Origin of the sequence: uncultured Paraglaciecola sp., from assembly GCF_963977085.1 — a bacterium.
Lineage (GTDB): Bacteria > Pseudomonadota > Gammaproteobacteria > Enterobacterales > Alteromonadaceae > Paraglaciecola.
This window is the reverse complement of record NZ_CAXBNC010000007.1, coordinates 262,124-277,257: the sequence shown is the minus strand read 5'-3', so window position 1 is coordinate 277,257 and position 15,134 is coordinate 262,124. Positions and strand designations below refer to the sequence as shown.

Below are 15,134 nucleotides of genomic sequence, written 5' to 3'. Positions count from 1 at the left end.
TACCGTAAACTGTTTTAAAAGGGGTTAATGGGTAGGTGTATTATCCATACAAGTTACTCAAACGGACGCTAAACAGTTGGCTAGCACTCGTTCCTCGTACATTTTAACCAACTATTTTTTGCCTCTTAGCGAGGCGTTATGTGCCACCAAAAGATCCATAGTCTGCCTGTTTCAGGTTTTCTGCTTTTTACCAGCAGGTTTTTTCGTTAGTTTATTTAATGGCCTGTGACGACTTTTCCCCGAAATTTTCAGTAGGCGAAGGAACTTTGGGCACTCGAAATGACTGGGTGCGCTACAGACTGCCGCGTGACGAAGACCATTACGCATGGAAGTGAGTTCTTTTATTTTTCGATCCAGCTCGTTGGCTTTTTCTAGGAGCACTTCCCTGTTAATTTGAGGCCCTTTGGGTGTAAACATTTCCGCAATCTCGTCAAGTGAGAAACCGGCACTGCGACCCAAAGAAATCAGCGCAAGACTCCGTAACACATCGCTATGGAATAGCCGTCGCAATCCACTACGGCCATAAGACTGAATAAGCCCTTTTTCTTCGTAATACCGCAAGGTCGAGGCTGGCACTCCCGATGCCTTGCTAACTTCTGCAATGTCCATGAAGTTTTCTATGAAACCCCTTGACTTAAAGTTGACTTTAACTTGTATCCTATTCAAGAACACTACTGAAGGCAACCTTAGAAGTTGTTTTTAGGCTAGTTATCTTATTGATAATATGAGGACATGGCTATGGATACAGGTTTTTGGCACCTGAGATGGGAACGGGGTGAGATCGGCTTTCATGAAAATCAGGTCAATCCAGCATTGATCGAGCATCTCGGAATACTTGATCTGGCAAAGGGCTCGCGGCTCTTCCTGCCTTTGTGCGGTAAGACGCTCGATATTGCCTGGTTGCTCTCGCAGGGTTATCGCATCGTTGGCGCAGAGCTGAGTTCACTTGCAGTAAACGAACTATTTCAATCAATGGATTTGACGCCGGATATTAATCCGGTTGGAAAGCTGCTTTGTTACAGCGCAACAAATATTGATATTTGGGTTGGTGACATATTCGACGTGTCCAGCAACATGCTAGGCGCGGTTGATGCTGTCTATGACAGAGCTGCTTTGGTGGCACTCCCTGAGGAAATGCGTCAACGCTATGCGTTTCATTTGACAGCGCTTACTCATGGGGCTCCACAGTTGCTGATCAGCTATGAATACGACCAACGTTTATATGATGGCCCGCCTTTTTCAGTACGTGAAAAAGAATTGAAGCGGTACTATGGCGAAAACTACCTGCTGAAGCATATGGCACAGGAGAAAATTGCCGGTGGATTCAAGGGGAAGGTGGAGGCGGCAATCACCACATGGCTTTTGTGGGGGGGGGCACCATGATTACTGTTTCTATGTTAAGTATGGAGTGGCTTCTGTTCTATGCAGTTCTCGGTGCATTCGTTGGCTTTATGGCAGGCTTATTGGGTGTTGGCGGTGGCGGAATCCTCGTTCCACTACTGGCGTCTACGTTCGCATATCAGGGCATTGAGCAGCAAGTGCATGTAGCGTTGGGAACTGCATTGACGTGTATGATTATAACCTCTGCGGCGAGTACCCGTGCTCATAACGCCAGAGGGGCGGTGGAATGGAAAGTGGTTGGCGGCATGGCTTTGGGCATAATTATGGGTGCATATGCCTCCACCCAAATCGCCAGCAAAGTTAACGCTGTGTATATCGCACTATTTTTTGCCATGTTCATGGCACTCGTGGCAATTCAAATGTTTATTGGTTGGCAACCCAATCCCAGTAGAAAACCAATGACACAACGAAGACTGGTCGGTGTTGGCTTTGGTATCGGTGCTGTTTCCGCGTTGGCTGCCGTGGGTGGCGGCTTTCTTATGATTTTGTATCTGAGTTATAAGAGTATAGAAATAAGAAAGGCGATTGGTACTTCAGCAGCCATTGGATTTCCGATTGCGATCTCGGGCGCGGCGGGTTATATGGTGGGTGGGTGGTCGGAAACTTTGAATATTCCTTATGCGGTCGGCTACGTATACCTTCCCGCGTGTATCGTAATATCTGTAGCGAGTATAATCGCTGCTCCAATTGGCGTACGCCTGTCACACAATTTACCAGCGTCATTATTGAAAAAAATATTCGCTGTTGTTTCGCTATTGTTGAGCGCAAAAATGTTATTATCAGTCATGTAGAACAATTAAAATACATGCATTATGATAATAAAAGGCTCAAAGTTCATCGCAAGATCACATAACAATGCCATAAACTCGGTCGCCATAAAGCTACGCTGCGCTCCACTTCACCGCGCCGGTTATGGCAAGCGTTGAGGCATTAAAACGAGCAGCAACAACCAGCTGTATAATATTTTAACAAATGGTCGCAGATATGTGTCAATAATATTTACACTTGTTTTGCAAGTAGCACATCGAAACCCAATAAAACAACTAAAATACAATAAGATAACAATCTGGCGCATAATTTGCTTTTAAAAATACGGTATCTCAATAACCTATTTAGCTACAGGATGAAGAAATGAAAAAAATCGGTTTTATGTTTGTTTGTTTGTTGTTCTCCGGAATATCAAACGCTGCCATTATATCAGTGGATTATGAAGTTACTAATAATGGTGGTTTTTGGGGGGGGGTACATTTATTGGTACTGATACTAATTTGGACAGCTTGTTAACATTTGATGAATTAACTTCATTTGAAGGCTCCAATAATATAGAAGGAGCAACGGTTGATTTAACCACTTTGTTTGATGTAGGCGACTTTAATTTATTTACTAATACTTGGTCAAATAATGCAGTAAGCTGGATTGGTCAGCCTGATAATGCGTGGTTTACTTGGAATAATAGAGATAACAGTGTTAATTCTACGTGGGCTGTTGTAACAACAAGCTCAGTTGTTGAATCTGTACCAGAACCAGCATCATTAGCTTTGCTTGGTTTAGGTTTGGCTGGGTTGGGTTTTTCCCGCAGAAAAACAAAAGCCTAACAAGCGCATTAACTCGGACAAATAAAAAACGGGGCTTTCTGCCCCGTTTTTTATTTGCCGGTTATACGGGCGTTGAGGCTGTAGGGCATTATGTGGACACCTATTGTAAGAGAGCAATAAAATCGGCTTTACCGATAGTCGTTTTGGTGGCTCCGCCACTGCATTTCCCGCATTTAAAGTTTCAGCACAAAAAGACTTATTTTAGGGGCAAATGGCATGGGGGAAACTGGTTGCTTTAGTAGCACGGCTTCGCCCAGTTGAACAGCTCGACAGGGAAGTCGAGATTGGGTGCCGATTATCATGGACGTATGATTGACTCGGTTTAAGCGTTCACATCGGGTAGGAAAAGATACATTTGTAGCGCCCCTAAAATAAGCCTTTTTGTGCGGTTAAAAACTTTGGCAGCGAGCGACCTTTCTTGGTTACTTCTTTTGGCTGTTGACCATATTTATAGGATAAATATGGAACAGCTTTAGCTGGCCTGAAAGGTAAAGTGCAAGGATGCACTTTATAAAAGAAGTAACTGATTCGAAGGGATTCGAGGCAAAACTGGCATGGATGCCAGTAAGCGTTAGGAAAAGGGGGCAAGTTGCTTGCTTCACAATACTTTTGATCAATTCCTCAACTCGTATTCTACAAGGTCTAAAAAAGTTTAATTAGACAAGTGATTTGACCCCTCTGATTTCTTTTACCGCTAGTGTAATGGTCAATTAATCCAGTAGAGTCTTTAAGCCGCGATTTTAATGGATTGGATTAGGATTTTAAGAACGGTCTATTTTGATCGCCTACACTCCTTTAAACCTGCTGAGCCTTCTTTATTAGTATCAACCACTATTTATCTCCACTACTTTAAGTGATTTTCCTGTTAGTTTTAATGATTGTTCACCAGTAGCGGTGAATATATATTCTATTATCACTACCACTTTAAATATTCACTAATAGTGGTGAATAATAGAGTGCTATTAATATGGCTAATCGAGTTAAAGTTTCAGACATGCCCAGCTCTGCATATATAGAAAATGCATAAGTGCTAGGTATGCTTGTCAAAGCAAAACGAACAAAATTGAATATGAAACTGGCAGACTGCGCAGCGCTATGTGGAGTCGGCATAAATACTCTATCACGTATTGAAAACGGCAATGCTAATTGTACTTTGTCCGCAGTTTTTTCAGTTTTACAAGGGATAGGAATAAAATTAACGACAAAAGAATTATTAACCCCTGACTCTAATTCTTTAGCAGATAATGAATGGGTTTAACTGATGAATGACAAATTAGATGCTTACAGTCTAAATGTAAAATTTGCGGAAAACGTTATCGGTGAACTATCACAGAACAAAGAAACTGGCTTGCTCAAACTAGATTATAAATTAATTGGGGTCGTAACAAAATTAATTGGGGTCGTAACAAAGTTAATTGCACCGCCTGCAATCTGCTATAACCGCTAAGTCGGCCAGCGAGCCATGTCTGTGGGCTTTTGGTACATGGCCGATGGATAGAGGACGTTTCTGAATATGGGTTTTATTAGTAATAACACATCTGTGAAATTCTAAGTCCTTATGACGGCAATGTCAGCTCCTAGCTCATAGTAAATTTACCAAGCCATATATGGCTTGGTAAATACGTTTGAAATATCGCTTCAACTGGGCATTCAGGAACACAAAGGCTACAATCTACGCAGATGTTTATATGTGATAAACAGCCCTAATGCTCGGTGTCGACTGTGATAAATGGCCATGCCTTTTTCAGTGACGATAGTTATAAAAAACAGTATATTAAAAATCACTAATCACATCTGAGTAAGTCAGTTTCATGAAAGTATTGCAGTTCATTCGTAACGCACTAATTATTATGTTTGTCGCATCTATGGCAAGCACTCAAGCTATGGCAGAAACTCAATTCGTTTATGCAGACGCCTTTATTAATGTTAAAACAGGTAAATTAGTAAAACGCCCTTTATTAGAAGTGGCAGATGGAAAAATTGTTAAAATCACTGCCAATTTTGCTACACCTTTACCGCAAAATTCCCTTGATTTAACTGGGCATACGCTGTTACCTGGCTTAACCGATATGCATGTTCATCTAACATCAGACGCACATCAACATGGTTATGCGGGTCTTGCTGCATCTTTGCCCCGTGCCACGTTAACTGGAGTAAAACAGGCAAACCTTACCTTGATGGCAGGTTTTACCACAGTACGAAATCTAGGCGCACCTGGGTTTGCTGATGTTGCATTACGGGATGCCATAAACGATGGTGATATTACTGGGCCGCGCATGTTTACGGCTGGGCGTTCATTGGGTGTTACGGGTGGTCATTGTGATAATAATTTATTACCTGCTGAATATGATGCAATAGCCGGTGGTGTGGCAGATGGTCCGTGGGCTGTGCGAACCAAAGTACGTGAAAATATTAAATATGGCGCAACAGTCATTAAGTTTTGCGCCACAGGTGGGGTGTTATCTAAAGGCACAAAAGTAGGCGTTCAGCAATATACCTATGAAGAAATGCAAGCCATCGTCGATGAAGCTCATATGCGAGGATTAACGGTTGCGGCCCATGCCCACGGTACTGAAGGTATTGTTACTGCAATAAAGGCAGGGGTAGACTCGGTAGAGCATGTCAGTTTTTTAAATGACGAAGCCATTTCCTTAGCCAAGAAGAATGGCACCTATTTTTCAATGGATGTGTACGTTACGGAATATATTCTAAATGAAGGCGAGGCCGCAGGCATATTAGAAGAAAGTTTAGCCAAAGAACGTAGGGTAGGTAAAATACAGCGGGAAAACTTTAGGAAAGCCGTTAAAGCAGGTGTGAAAATGGTATTTGGAAGTGACGCCGGTGTTTACCCTCATGGCGACAATGCCAAGCAATTTTCACGTATGGTTGAATTTGGAATGACACCACTACAAGCCATTCAAGCCGCTACCATTGATCCTGCTATCTTACTTAAGCAAGAGGAATATTCGGTAGCTTAGAGGAAGGTAAAATGGCCGACATTATTGCCGTTAAAGGCAACCCACTTACGGATATTAGTTTGTTAGAAAATGTTGCGTTTGTGATGAAAGAAGGCACCGTATTTTTACAATAAAGATAAAGGGATCGTATTCCTTAAAAATCAACTCAAACTGGACAGTCACGTTAATTTAGCCCTGGGTACTTTGCATGATAAATTCATCGGGTAGCCCTAACTGCAACAACTTGCTGCTATGTTTAGAAGACGTTAAATATTCCGCTACTGCGCTGCCCATTATGGCGCCGTCTTCAATGCTCACAAACAAATCATGTTTTACTGCGAGTTGATTAATAATGTCGGTATTTAAGGGTTTAACAAAACGCATATCAATCACAGTTGTAATTATCGTGGCTGGCTTGTTAATTGTGAGCGTTTTTTTGACCCTAAAAATGGAATGAATCAACGACGGGATTTGTGTCGAAGGGAATACCAAAAGTATAGACGCTACCCCTTTATAACAAATGATTGAATAATTATTTGTTACTTAATTTAGCTGTAAAATACGACGTTTACATTTCGTTGCGATTTGCTGGTTATATATTAGTTATTATTACATTCCTTCTCTTCCCCTAAAAAGGTCTATCGTTCGTGAAAAAAAGTATCTATTTACTAGTTATTTTTATTTTTTGTTTTCAGTGTTTACAAGCCGAAGAAACCCAAAGAACCGTTGCGCTGCCTGTATATGCAAATATAACTGAAGCGAGTGCCGAGAATTGGCTGGAGATTGTCGGGGTGTTTGGAGGCATTACTTACTTAGGAGCCAAAGAGTGGGAATGGGGTAGCTCAAGCTTTAAGTTTAACGAAGAAGGCTGGTTCGATATGAATGCAGGCAGTGGCGGCGCAGATAAATTAGGTCATTTATACTCATCTTATTTGATGACTGAGTTTCTAACGCATCGTATGAGTCAAAAAGGATACAGTGTTGATTCTTCAGCCAAATATAGTGCATATTTAAGCTGGGGTTTAATGTTATACGTTGAGATATTCGACGGCTACTCTGCAGATCATGGCTTCAGTTATGAAGACTTAATTGCCAATACTACAGGCATTGGGGTGTCGTATTTGAAAACTAAATATCCAGATGTTTTGGGAGATACGTTAGATTTAAGAATTGAGTATTCTCCATCAAAAGGCATGAAAGGATTTCATCCTATTACAGATTACTCCGGTATGAAATACTTGGCGGTGGCAAAACTAAGTGGCATTGATATTTTCAAAAACACACCGTTAAAATACTTAGAACTTCAAGCTGGTTATTATAGCCGAGGTTTTAAAAAAGATGACCGACCATATACAGACTTTAAAACCACAGAAGCTTTTATTGGTATTAGTTTAAATTTGTCTGAACTTATTTTTAAGCCCTACCGCAAAAATTTAGGAAAAGTGGGTCAGTACGCAGATACTATTACCCAATATATTCAAGTGCCAGGGATTTCAATGCGCGAAAATATCAAAAGCCGTTCTAAGCTTGTGAAACCATAGTAAAGTTTGTAGTTCATCTCGTCAGCTTTTTGTTTATATCAAAGCGTCTTTTTCTATACCGTGCGCCAAATGGCATATTACATTGGCAAGTTAATATGGAGGATGGAACGAGATGCTCACTAAAGTTTTCTTTAGCAGTAATGAAGGGGGCGGCATTATGTACCCCCATTAAAAGAGAGCAAGAAAATCGGCTTTGCCGATTAACATGGACGTACAAGTGACTAAGTTAAAGCGATTGCATCGGGTAGGAAAAGGACATTTGTAACGACAACGCGGTTGGCGCCCATAAACTAAACCTTTTTGCGCGCTTTTCTTCTGTGTTCTCCGTGACCTCTGTGGTGAATAGCTTTAATCTATCTACTATCTACTATCTACTATCTACTATTCACTAGCTACTGTTTTACCCATAAAACGCTTCGATTCTACCCAATATCCCCGCTGCATCTAACCCTAGTTCTGCATACATTTCTTGTTGGGTACCTTGCATGATAAATTCATCAGGTAGGCCTAGTTGTAATAGCTTACTGCTATGTTTAGAAGACATTAAGTATTCAGCTACTGCACTGCCTGCGCCGCCTATGATGGCACCGTCTTCAATGCTAACAAATAACTCATGATGGGCAGCGAGTTGATTAATAATCTCGGTATCTAAGGGTTTGACGAAACGCATATCGATGACAGTGGCATTGATCTTTTCTGCTGCTTCTTCGGCAAAGGGCAATAACACTCCAAAGTTAAGAATAGCGACCTTTGCACCGTTTCTTATGGTGCGGCTTTTGCCTAGCTCCAAGGTCGCCATTTTTTGTACGGGTGATACTCCAGTTGCAGAACCTCTTGGGTATCTGACCGCTGCTGGTTTTTGTAATTTATGACCTGTGTACAACATTTGACGACATTCGTTTTCGTCGGCTGGCGCCATAATGATCATATTGGGTATACAACGTAAAAAGGGAATATCGAAGGCGCCTTGGTGAGTGGGGCCATCAGCACCCACTAAGCCTGCTCGGTCTATGGCGAATAAAACCGGTAGATTTTGTATCGCCACATCATGAATAAGCTGGTCGTAAGCACGTTGTAAAAAAGTAGAATAAATGGCTACAACGGCATTCAAGCCTTCTTTGGCTAAACCTGCCGCAAAAGTAACTGCATGTTGCTCGGCAATGGCAACGTCAAAATATTGGGAAGGATACTGCTGAGAAAACTTAACCATACCAGAACCTTCACGCATGGCTGGTGTAACTGCCATCAATTTAGGATCTTGTTCAGCCATATCGCATAACCACTCACCAAATACTGCAGAAAAAGTAGGGTCGCTAGGCGCTGATTTGGGCAATGCTTGATCTTTAGGATTGAACTTAGGCACCGCATGGAACTTAATCGGGTCTTGTTCCGCTGATTCGTAACCCTTACCTTTTTTGGTCACCACATGTAATATTTGTGGGCCTTTGATGTTGCGCATATTACGTAGCGTATCCACTACGCCATTGACATCATGTCCGTCTATCGGGCCAATATATTTAAAACCAAGTTCTTCAAAAATAGTGCCCGGTACCACCATACCTTTAATATGTTCTTCAGCTCGGCTAGCAAATTCTTTTATGGGTGGCACGTTGCTCAGTAACTTTTTACCTCCGTCTCGAATAGAGTTAAAGAAGTTACCTGTTAATAATCTGGCTAAGTGACTGTTGAGTGCACCGACATTTTCAGATATGGACATTTCATTGTCATTTAACACTATGAGTAAATCTTTACTGATATCACCGCCATGGTTAAGGGCTTCAAATGCCATGCCAGCTGTCATAGCACCATCACCAATAACAGCCACTACTTTGCGGCCTAAAGCTTCTTTTTCAGCGGCAACAGCCATGCCTAATGCTGCGCTGATAGAAGTAGAAGAGTGTCCTACAGCAAAAGTGTCATATTCACTTTCTGGCGGCCATGGGAAGGGATGTAAACCGCCCTTTTTACGGATGGTCGGCATTTGTTCGCGGCGACCAGTTAAAATTTTGTGTGGATAGGCTTGATGGCCCACGTCCCACAACAGTCGGTCAAAAGGGGTGTTGTACACATAATGCAAAGCAACAGTTAGTTCTACTGTGCCTAAACCCGAGGCAAAATGCCCACTGCTTTGGCTTACGCTGGTTAATAAATATTGGCGTAATTCAACACTCAGTTGTTGTAACTTATCTTGTGACAATTCTCTTAACTGTTCTGGTGTATCAGCTTGAGCGAGGATAGGGTAGTGTGCAATTTCTAAGGTCATTAAATGGGTATCAATTAATTAAATTTCATTTTATCACGCCTTTCTTACCTATTCATTTTAGTAAGTTCGGTGGATAACAAAGTCGGTAAAAGACACCAACATCTGGGTATTGTAAGGCAAAGCGCGCAAAGCTTGAAGCGCTTGTTGATGAAGATCATCGAGATAAGCTTGTGCTTCTGCTAATCCAAGCATGGCAGGGTAGGTACTTTTGTTCTGTTGTTGGTCAGAACCTTGAGGTTTTCCTAGTACTGCAGAATCGCCTACCACATCTAAAATATCGTCCTGAACTTGAAAGGCAAGGCCAATAGTCCTAGCAAAATTCATCAAATGTTGTTTGTTTTGTGGGGTGATGTCTGCAGCCAAAGCAATAGCCATCTCCACACAAGCACTGAGCAGAGCTCCGGTTTTTTTGCTGTGCAGCGCTTCTAATTGTTGTTGACTGATTTCTTGGTCGGTCGCTGCTAAGTCCATCGCTTGGCCACCACACATACCATTGTAACCTGCCGCATGACTGACAATTTTAACCAGCTCAATACGTTTTACTGTTAATTCAGTTGTAATTGGATAATCACAGAGTATTTCAAATGCGAGGGTTTGCAGGGCATCACCAGCCAAAATGGCAGTGGCTTCATCAAATTGAATGTGACAAGTAGGATGTCCTCGCCTCAAATCATCGTCATCCATGGCAGGTAAGTCATCATGGATCAGTGAGTAGGCATGAATCGCTTCGATTGACGCCGCAGGGCCATCGAGATCTGTTTCTGCTACTGAAAGCATTTCACCTGTGGCATACACTAAAAACGGGCGCATTCTTTTGCCGCCAATTAATAAAGCGTACTCCATGGCTTGCTTAAGTGTTTCTGAATGTTCAGGCAATGCATTGATTGTGTCACTGAGAGTGGCGTTCACTCTATCGCGGCAAGTTTGTTGAAAAGCACTTAAATTCATATGGTTACTTATCTGCTTCAAATACGTCTAAGCTTTGTTGACCATTTTGATTGGTGAGAATTTGTACTTTTTGTTCTGCATCTTTTAATTTTTGTTGACTGTGCCGAGCCAACTTAATTCCACGCTCAAAGCTTTGTAATGCATCTTCTAATGGCAAATCGCCTTGTTCCATCTTAGATACTAATGCTTCTAATTCCTGCATAGATTGTTCAAAGCTTAGTGATTCTGGTTTTTTTCGCGTTGTCATATTATTCTTCAACCGATTTCTGAAGTGGCACGCACCTTACCTGAGCAAAAAAAGACTTTCAAATACTTTTCAATGAGGTCTTAAAAACACAAACAATTAGGATAATTAAGTTCAAAAATATCAGTGTCGAACTAATTACCCAAATGGTTACTATAGAATTATTTAAGATTGTCGATAAAATGAGGTGAAAACAGTTAAATTTGTTTACCTTTTTTAGTTTATTGTGGGCAGCTTAGTGAAAGAATTAACTAAGTTATTGGTCTTTGTTATTTAGTCTTTATACCTTTAATTCTATTGGGAGCATAATGTGGATTTAGCAACCATAATCGGTATTCTTGGTGCCATTGGTTTTGTTGTGATGGCGATGATCCAAGGTGGTGACATTGCGATGTTCGTTAACGTACCTTCAATATTGATTGTATTTTGTGGCAGCTTATTTGTGGTTTTATCTCAATATACCTTAGGGCAATTTTTTGGTGCCGGTAAAATCGCAGGCAAGGCCTTTATGTTTAAAATCGATACGCCAGAATCACAAATAGAAAAAATTGTAGAAATGGCCGATGCAGCCCGTAAAGGCGGCTTTTTAGCTTTAGAAGAAGCTGAAATTGAAAACCCCTTTATGCAAAAAGGCGTAGATATGCTGGTGGATGGTCATGATGTGGAAGTGGTCAGAGCAACCTTAGGTAAGGATATTGCTATGACCACAGAACGCCACGAATTTGGTAAAACTATATTTAAAGGCTTAGGTGACGTTGCGCCCGCTATGGGCATGATCGGGACTTTGGTTGGTTTGGTCGCTATGTTGTCAAACATGGACGATCCAAAGTCAATTGGTCCAGCGATGGCAGTTGCACTGCTAACTACGCTATATGGCGCAATGTTAGCAAACCTTGTGTGTTTACCTATATCTGTCAAATTAGGTAACCGAGCTGACGAAGAAAAACTCAACCAAAGTTTAGTGTTAGACGGCATTATTGGAATAGCCGATGGCCAAAATCCTCGGGTGATCGAAGGCATTTTGAAAAATTACTTGGCAGCCAGCAAACGTGGCTCTGCTGAAGATGCAGAATAACTAATGGAAAACGAATGCCCTAAATGTCCACCAGAGGGATTACCCGCTTGGATGGGGACTTTTGCAGACTTGATGTCGCTGTTGATGTGTTTCTTTGTGCTATTGTTATCCTTTTCTGAGATGGACGTACTCAAATTCAAACAAATCGCAGGTTCGATGAAGTTTGCATTTGGGGTGCAGAATAAAATTGAAGTAAAAGACATTCCAAAAGGTACCAGTGTTATCGCCATGGAGTTTCGCCCAGGTCGCCCAGAACCTACTCCAATCGATACAATTCAACAACAAACCATAGACATGACCCAAGAGATGCTCGAATTTCAAGCCGGTAATGAAGATTCAGCTGGTGGGCGCCAGAAACAACGTGGTGAGCAACGAGGCGGTGCAGCTCAGCAAACGGCTACAGAACAGCAAACTACTAGTCAAAGTGCCAGCAATGAAGAAGTGGCTGAGCGCATGCGTAAAGTAGCGCAACAGTTAGAAAAACAAATTATTGACGGTGCAATTGAAATGGAATCTTTGGGCCAGCAAATCACTATTCGGATCCGTGAAAATGGCTCTTTTTCTGCGGGGTCAGCTTTCTTACAACCGCAGTTTGTACCTATTATACGTAAAATAGGTGCGTTGTTAGCTGAGATGCCTGGGGATATTGAAGTCTCAGGGCACAGTGATAGCCAACAAATTTCAAATGAGCTATATCGTTCTAATTGGGATTTATCTTCACAACGAGCCGTTGCTGTAGCCGAAGAACTCAGACGGGCCCCAGGATTCGACGAAAGCCGAATGTCAGTGGTAGGTAAGGCAGATACGGCGCCTTTACTTGATACTGATGATTCACAAGCTCGGAGTCGCAATCGTCGTGTTGAAATCTCCATTAATCAAGGTAAACCTAAGGTGTCAGAGCCTATATCGGTGCTTGAATAATTGTTCTCAATGGCTAAAACCACAGCGAATTAGAACTGGTTGTTCACATGGATAATTTGCCCGTTGCACTTTCTGTCCCTAACTTATCGTTATTGAATCATAAAGTGGTTAGATGAGCCGAGTGTTAATCGGCTTTTTCGGTAGTTTATTATGGCTGGATCTTTTTAAGATAGTTCGTAATTGTTAGGAAAACGCTAACGCACTGGGCTTGGTTCAAAACGTCTCTAAAACCCTTTACCTGCAATCGAATAGGCCATTAGTTATGGAAACATCACCTTTTCAAGGTTTAAAACTTCAGATTGTGGAATTGTTAAGTTTATCCAAAGATGCAATTCATATACACATTGGTATGAGTGTATTTATCGTTGCGGTCTGTGTGTTGAGTAAAGGGAGAATAACCTTTAAGTGTCTGCTTCCGGTATTTATTGTTGCGGCCGGGATGGAGGCTATGGATTTATATGATGATTTTAATTCACTAGGTTACTGTCGTTGGGGTAACAGTTTGCATGATTTTATTAATACTTCTTTGTGGCCAGTGATCATTGTTGTTTTGGTTACGCGACTTAAAAAGTGGCGAAATACACCTAATTGAGGTCGTTAACAAAGGGGGTTATAGGTTTCAACTTTGAATGACCTTGCATAATCATTACTCGTTTTTTAGTGACCAATTTGGAAATTTCCATCTTTTAGGTAAGCTGTAACTGGATTATTGTTGAATTGGTGGTTGTGCAGCTTATTGAGTATCAAGGCAGTGTTACACCTTTCTCCAATGGCTTCGGTATGTATTGCAAGCACGTTTCTTTTGGAGTTATTTTATTGGGCATTACCAAAATGAAGTCATTTATTTTTATATTATTTTTAATGGGATGTGCGAGTTCTCCTGCTCAGCATCATTACGTTTCCTTAGAAGACGATAAATTTGTGTTAGTGACTGAGGGATATTTTAGTCGCGAGTTGGATTTTGATTCTTTGCCAAATGAACAAGTCATTTATTTAACCTATTGGGGAGCAAGTCCAAAAGCTGAATTGCAGTATGGTCAACAACTTATACCTATTAATTATCGAGGGAATGAGACTGAAACTATAGTTTTAACGCGAAACAATATAGTCAAAACGATATCATTTAAGATCCAAGATAAACCTGCTCAATACGATTCTGATTATGTTCAACAGCACAGAGGTAAAGTAACGGCTGAGATCCCTGAAGTGTACGAATTAACTAATATTGTATTGGCGGTAGCAGATAAGTTTCATCAAACAAATTATGGTAGTCGTGTGGAAGGTGATTATTATCAGGCGGTGATGCAATGGTTTGCACCCTTCAAAGAACATGCGTTATTTAGTGCTTTAAACAATGTCGATTATTATTCCCTTGTTGAAAATGGTCCTGCCTATGAGTTTATTAATGATGAAATACGACCTTCTACTATTTATGTTGGTTTTAGAGCAAAAGATGCATTAGTAACCAACATAACATTGCTCGAGAGTTTTGCAAAAGCCAGTGATTTTAGGACGTTTTACCAACAACAGCAGGGGTATTATTTACGTTTGATTAAACAGTTTCAGGCTGATACTCAGCCTAAAACTATTTGGACTTGGTTGGAGTCGCAGTTCCCTGCCAGGTATCAGAGTTATAAAGTGTTTTTTTCGCCCTTAGGGGTGGGCAGACATAGTGCTCGAATGTACGAAAATAACGGTTTTAAAGAGTCTATCATGTTTATTAGTGGTCCTAATCGCTATGAAAATGAAGTCGATTCAGCTTCGACAAGGGCGATTAAATTGAGTCGCACATTGTTTACTGAAATAGATCATGCCTACGTCAATCCAGTTTCAGATAACTACATTGACAGTATTAATGATGCTTTACCTTTACTAACACCCTGGTACAAAGGCGGTGGTTACAACAAACCTTATCTAATATTTAACGAATATATGACATGGTCAGTATTTTTGTTGTATGCCATGGAAACATACTCAGATGAAGAGTATTTAATGATTAAAAGCCATATGGAAAATTTTATGCTGAATAAACGCGGCTTTTTTAAATTTAAGGCATTTAATCAAGAATTAACGCGGTTATATACCAATCGTCGTCAGGGGCAAACTGTGATAGATCTTTACGGGCCTATGATTAGTTGGCTAAAAAATAATGGCGTGTGAACTGGGGACTTTGATGCGCCTTAGCAAGG

General features: G+C 41.1%; 15 protein-coding genes and 2 pseudogenes. 11 read left to right on the top strand and 6 right to left on the bottom strand.

The annotated features are described in order from the left end of the window. Nucleotides 1-171: 171 nt before the first annotated feature. Nucleotides 172-609 carry a helix-turn-helix domain-containing protein gene (locus tag AAC000_RS11110; RefSeq protein ID WP_339722687.1) on the bottom strand — a complete coding sequence of 146 codons (438 nt, stop codon included), beginning with the start codon at nucleotides 607-609 and terminating at the stop codon, nucleotides 172-174. Nucleotides 610-738: 129 nt separating this feature from the next. On the opposite strand from AAC000_RS11110, the gene tmpT reads away from it, so the two are divergent. The 5 genes from tmpT to AAC000_RS11085 all read left to right on the top strand — a co-directional run bounded on the left by tmpT (nucleotide 739) and on the right by AAC000_RS11085 (nucleotide 4,443). After that, nucleotides 739-1,383 carry a thiopurine S-methyltransferase gene (tmpT, locus tag AAC000_RS11105; RefSeq protein ID WP_339722685.1) on the top strand — a complete coding sequence of 215 codons (645 nt, stop codon included), beginning with the start codon at nucleotides 739-741 and terminating at the stop codon, nucleotides 1,381-1,383. After that, entirely contained in the window at nucleotides 1,380-2,192 is an 813-nt protein-coding gene (locus AAC000_RS11100; protein WP_339722683.1) for a sulfite exporter TauE/SafE family protein, read from the top strand. Before tmpT ends, AAC000_RS11100 begins: the two co-directional genes overlap by 4 nt. Nucleotides 2,193-2,633: 441 nt before the next feature. Beyond that, nucleotides 2,634-2,996: a PEP-CTERM sorting domain-containing protein gene (locus AAC000_RS11095; RefSeq protein WP_339722681.1), complete on the top strand. Its 363-nt coding sequence runs from the start codon at nucleotides 2,634-2,636 to the stop codon at nucleotides 2,994-2,996. A gap of 1,036 nt (nucleotides 2,997-4,032) precedes the next feature. Beyond that, a complete protein-coding gene (locus AAC000_RS11090) occupies nucleotides 4,033-4,254 on the top strand; it encodes a helix-turn-helix transcriptional regulator (protein WP_339722680.1) in 222 nt (73 codons plus the stop codon). Between the two features lie 3 nt (nucleotides 4,255-4,257). Further along, nucleotides 4,258-4,443, top strand: coding sequence for a hypothetical protein (locus AAC000_RS11085; RefSeq protein ID WP_339722679.1), 186 nt, complete (start codon nucleotides 4,258-4,260; stop codon nucleotides 4,441-4,443). Nucleotides 4,444-4,573: 130 nt separating this feature from the next. Here AAC000_RS11085 and AAC000_RS11080 read toward each other — a convergent pair whose 3' ends face one another. After that, nucleotides 4,574-4,678 (bottom strand): 4Fe-4S binding protein, encoded by a 105-nt coding sequence (locus tag AAC000_RS11080; RefSeq protein WP_339722688.1) that lies wholly within the window; start codon nucleotides 4,676-4,678, stop codon nucleotides 4,574-4,576. Nucleotides 4,679-4,846: 168 nt separating this feature from the next. On the opposite strand from AAC000_RS11080, the pseudogene AAC000_RS11075 reads away from it, so the two are divergent. Next, nucleotides 4,847-6,087 (top strand): annotated as a pseudogene (locus tag AAC000_RS11075) (amidohydrolase family protein). A 61-nt stretch (nucleotides 6,088-6,148) separates the two neighbouring features. Here AAC000_RS11075 and AAC000_RS11070 read toward each other — a convergent pair. After that, nucleotides 6,149-6,349: pseudogene (locus tag AAC000_RS11070) on the bottom strand (transketolase C-terminal domain-containing protein); the annotation flags it as partial. 251 nt (nucleotides 6,350-6,600) lie between these two features. Between AAC000_RS11070 and AAC000_RS11065 the strand changes: the two are divergent. Further along, the gene (locus tag AAC000_RS11065) at nucleotides 6,601-7,494 is read left to right on the top strand and encodes a DUF2279 domain-containing protein (RefSeq protein ID WP_339722678.1); all 894 of its coding nucleotides are present in this window, start codon (nucleotides 6,601-6,603) and stop codon (nucleotides 7,492-7,494) included. Between the two features lie 400 nt (nucleotides 7,495-7,894). On the opposite strand, the gene dxs is transcribed toward AAC000_RS11065, so the two are convergent. Genes dxs through xseB form a run of 3 tightly spaced genes read right to left on the bottom strand, consistent with a single transcriptional unit; the run spans nucleotide 7,895 to nucleotide 10,952 of the window. Continuing rightward, nucleotides 7,895-9,757, bottom strand: coding sequence for a 1-deoxy-D-xylulose-5-phosphate synthase (gene dxs / locus AAC000_RS11060; protein ID WP_339722676.1), 1,863 nt, complete (start codon nucleotides 9,755-9,757; stop codon nucleotides 7,895-7,897). A 57-nt stretch (nucleotides 9,758-9,814) separates the two neighbouring features. After that, nucleotides 9,815-10,705 (bottom strand): (2E,6E)-farnesyl diphosphate synthase, encoded by an 891-nt coding sequence (gene ispA, locus AAC000_RS11055; protein ID WP_339722674.1) that lies wholly within the window; start codon nucleotides 10,703-10,705, stop codon nucleotides 9,815-9,817. Between the two features lie 4 nt (nucleotides 10,706-10,709). Beyond that, a complete protein-coding gene (xseB, locus tag AAC000_RS11050; protein ID WP_339722672.1) occupies nucleotides 10,710-10,952 on the bottom strand; it encodes an exodeoxyribonuclease VII small subunit in 243 nt (80 codons plus the stop codon). 307 nt (nucleotides 10,953-11,259) lie between these two features. Between xseB and pomA the strand changes: the two genes are divergently transcribed. The 4 genes from pomA (at nucleotide 11,260) to AAC000_RS11030 (ending at nucleotide 15,105) form a co-directional block, all read left to right on the top strand. Then, on the top strand, nucleotides 11,260-12,024 hold the full coding sequence (pomA, locus tag AAC000_RS11045; protein ID WP_339722670.1) for a flagellar motor protein PomA: 765 nt from the start codon (nucleotides 11,260-11,262) through the stop codon (nucleotides 12,022-12,024). Nucleotides 12,025-12,027: 3 nt separating this feature from the next. Continuing rightward, a complete protein-coding gene (locus AAC000_RS11040; RefSeq protein WP_339722668.1) occupies nucleotides 12,028-12,945 on the top strand; it encodes a flagellar motor protein MotB in 918 nt (305 codons plus the stop codon). A 262-nt stretch (nucleotides 12,946-13,207) separates the two neighbouring features. Further along, entirely contained in the window at nucleotides 13,208-13,537 is a 330-nt protein-coding gene (locus AAC000_RS11035; protein WP_339722666.1) for a hypothetical protein, read from the top strand. Between the two features lie 239 nt (nucleotides 13,538-13,776). Beyond that, nucleotides 13,777-15,105: a DUF4932 domain-containing protein gene (locus AAC000_RS11030; RefSeq protein ID WP_339722664.1), complete on the top strand. Its 1,329-nt coding sequence runs from the start codon at nucleotides 13,777-13,779 to the stop codon at nucleotides 15,103-15,105. Nucleotides 15,106-15,134 lie beyond the last annotated feature (29 nt).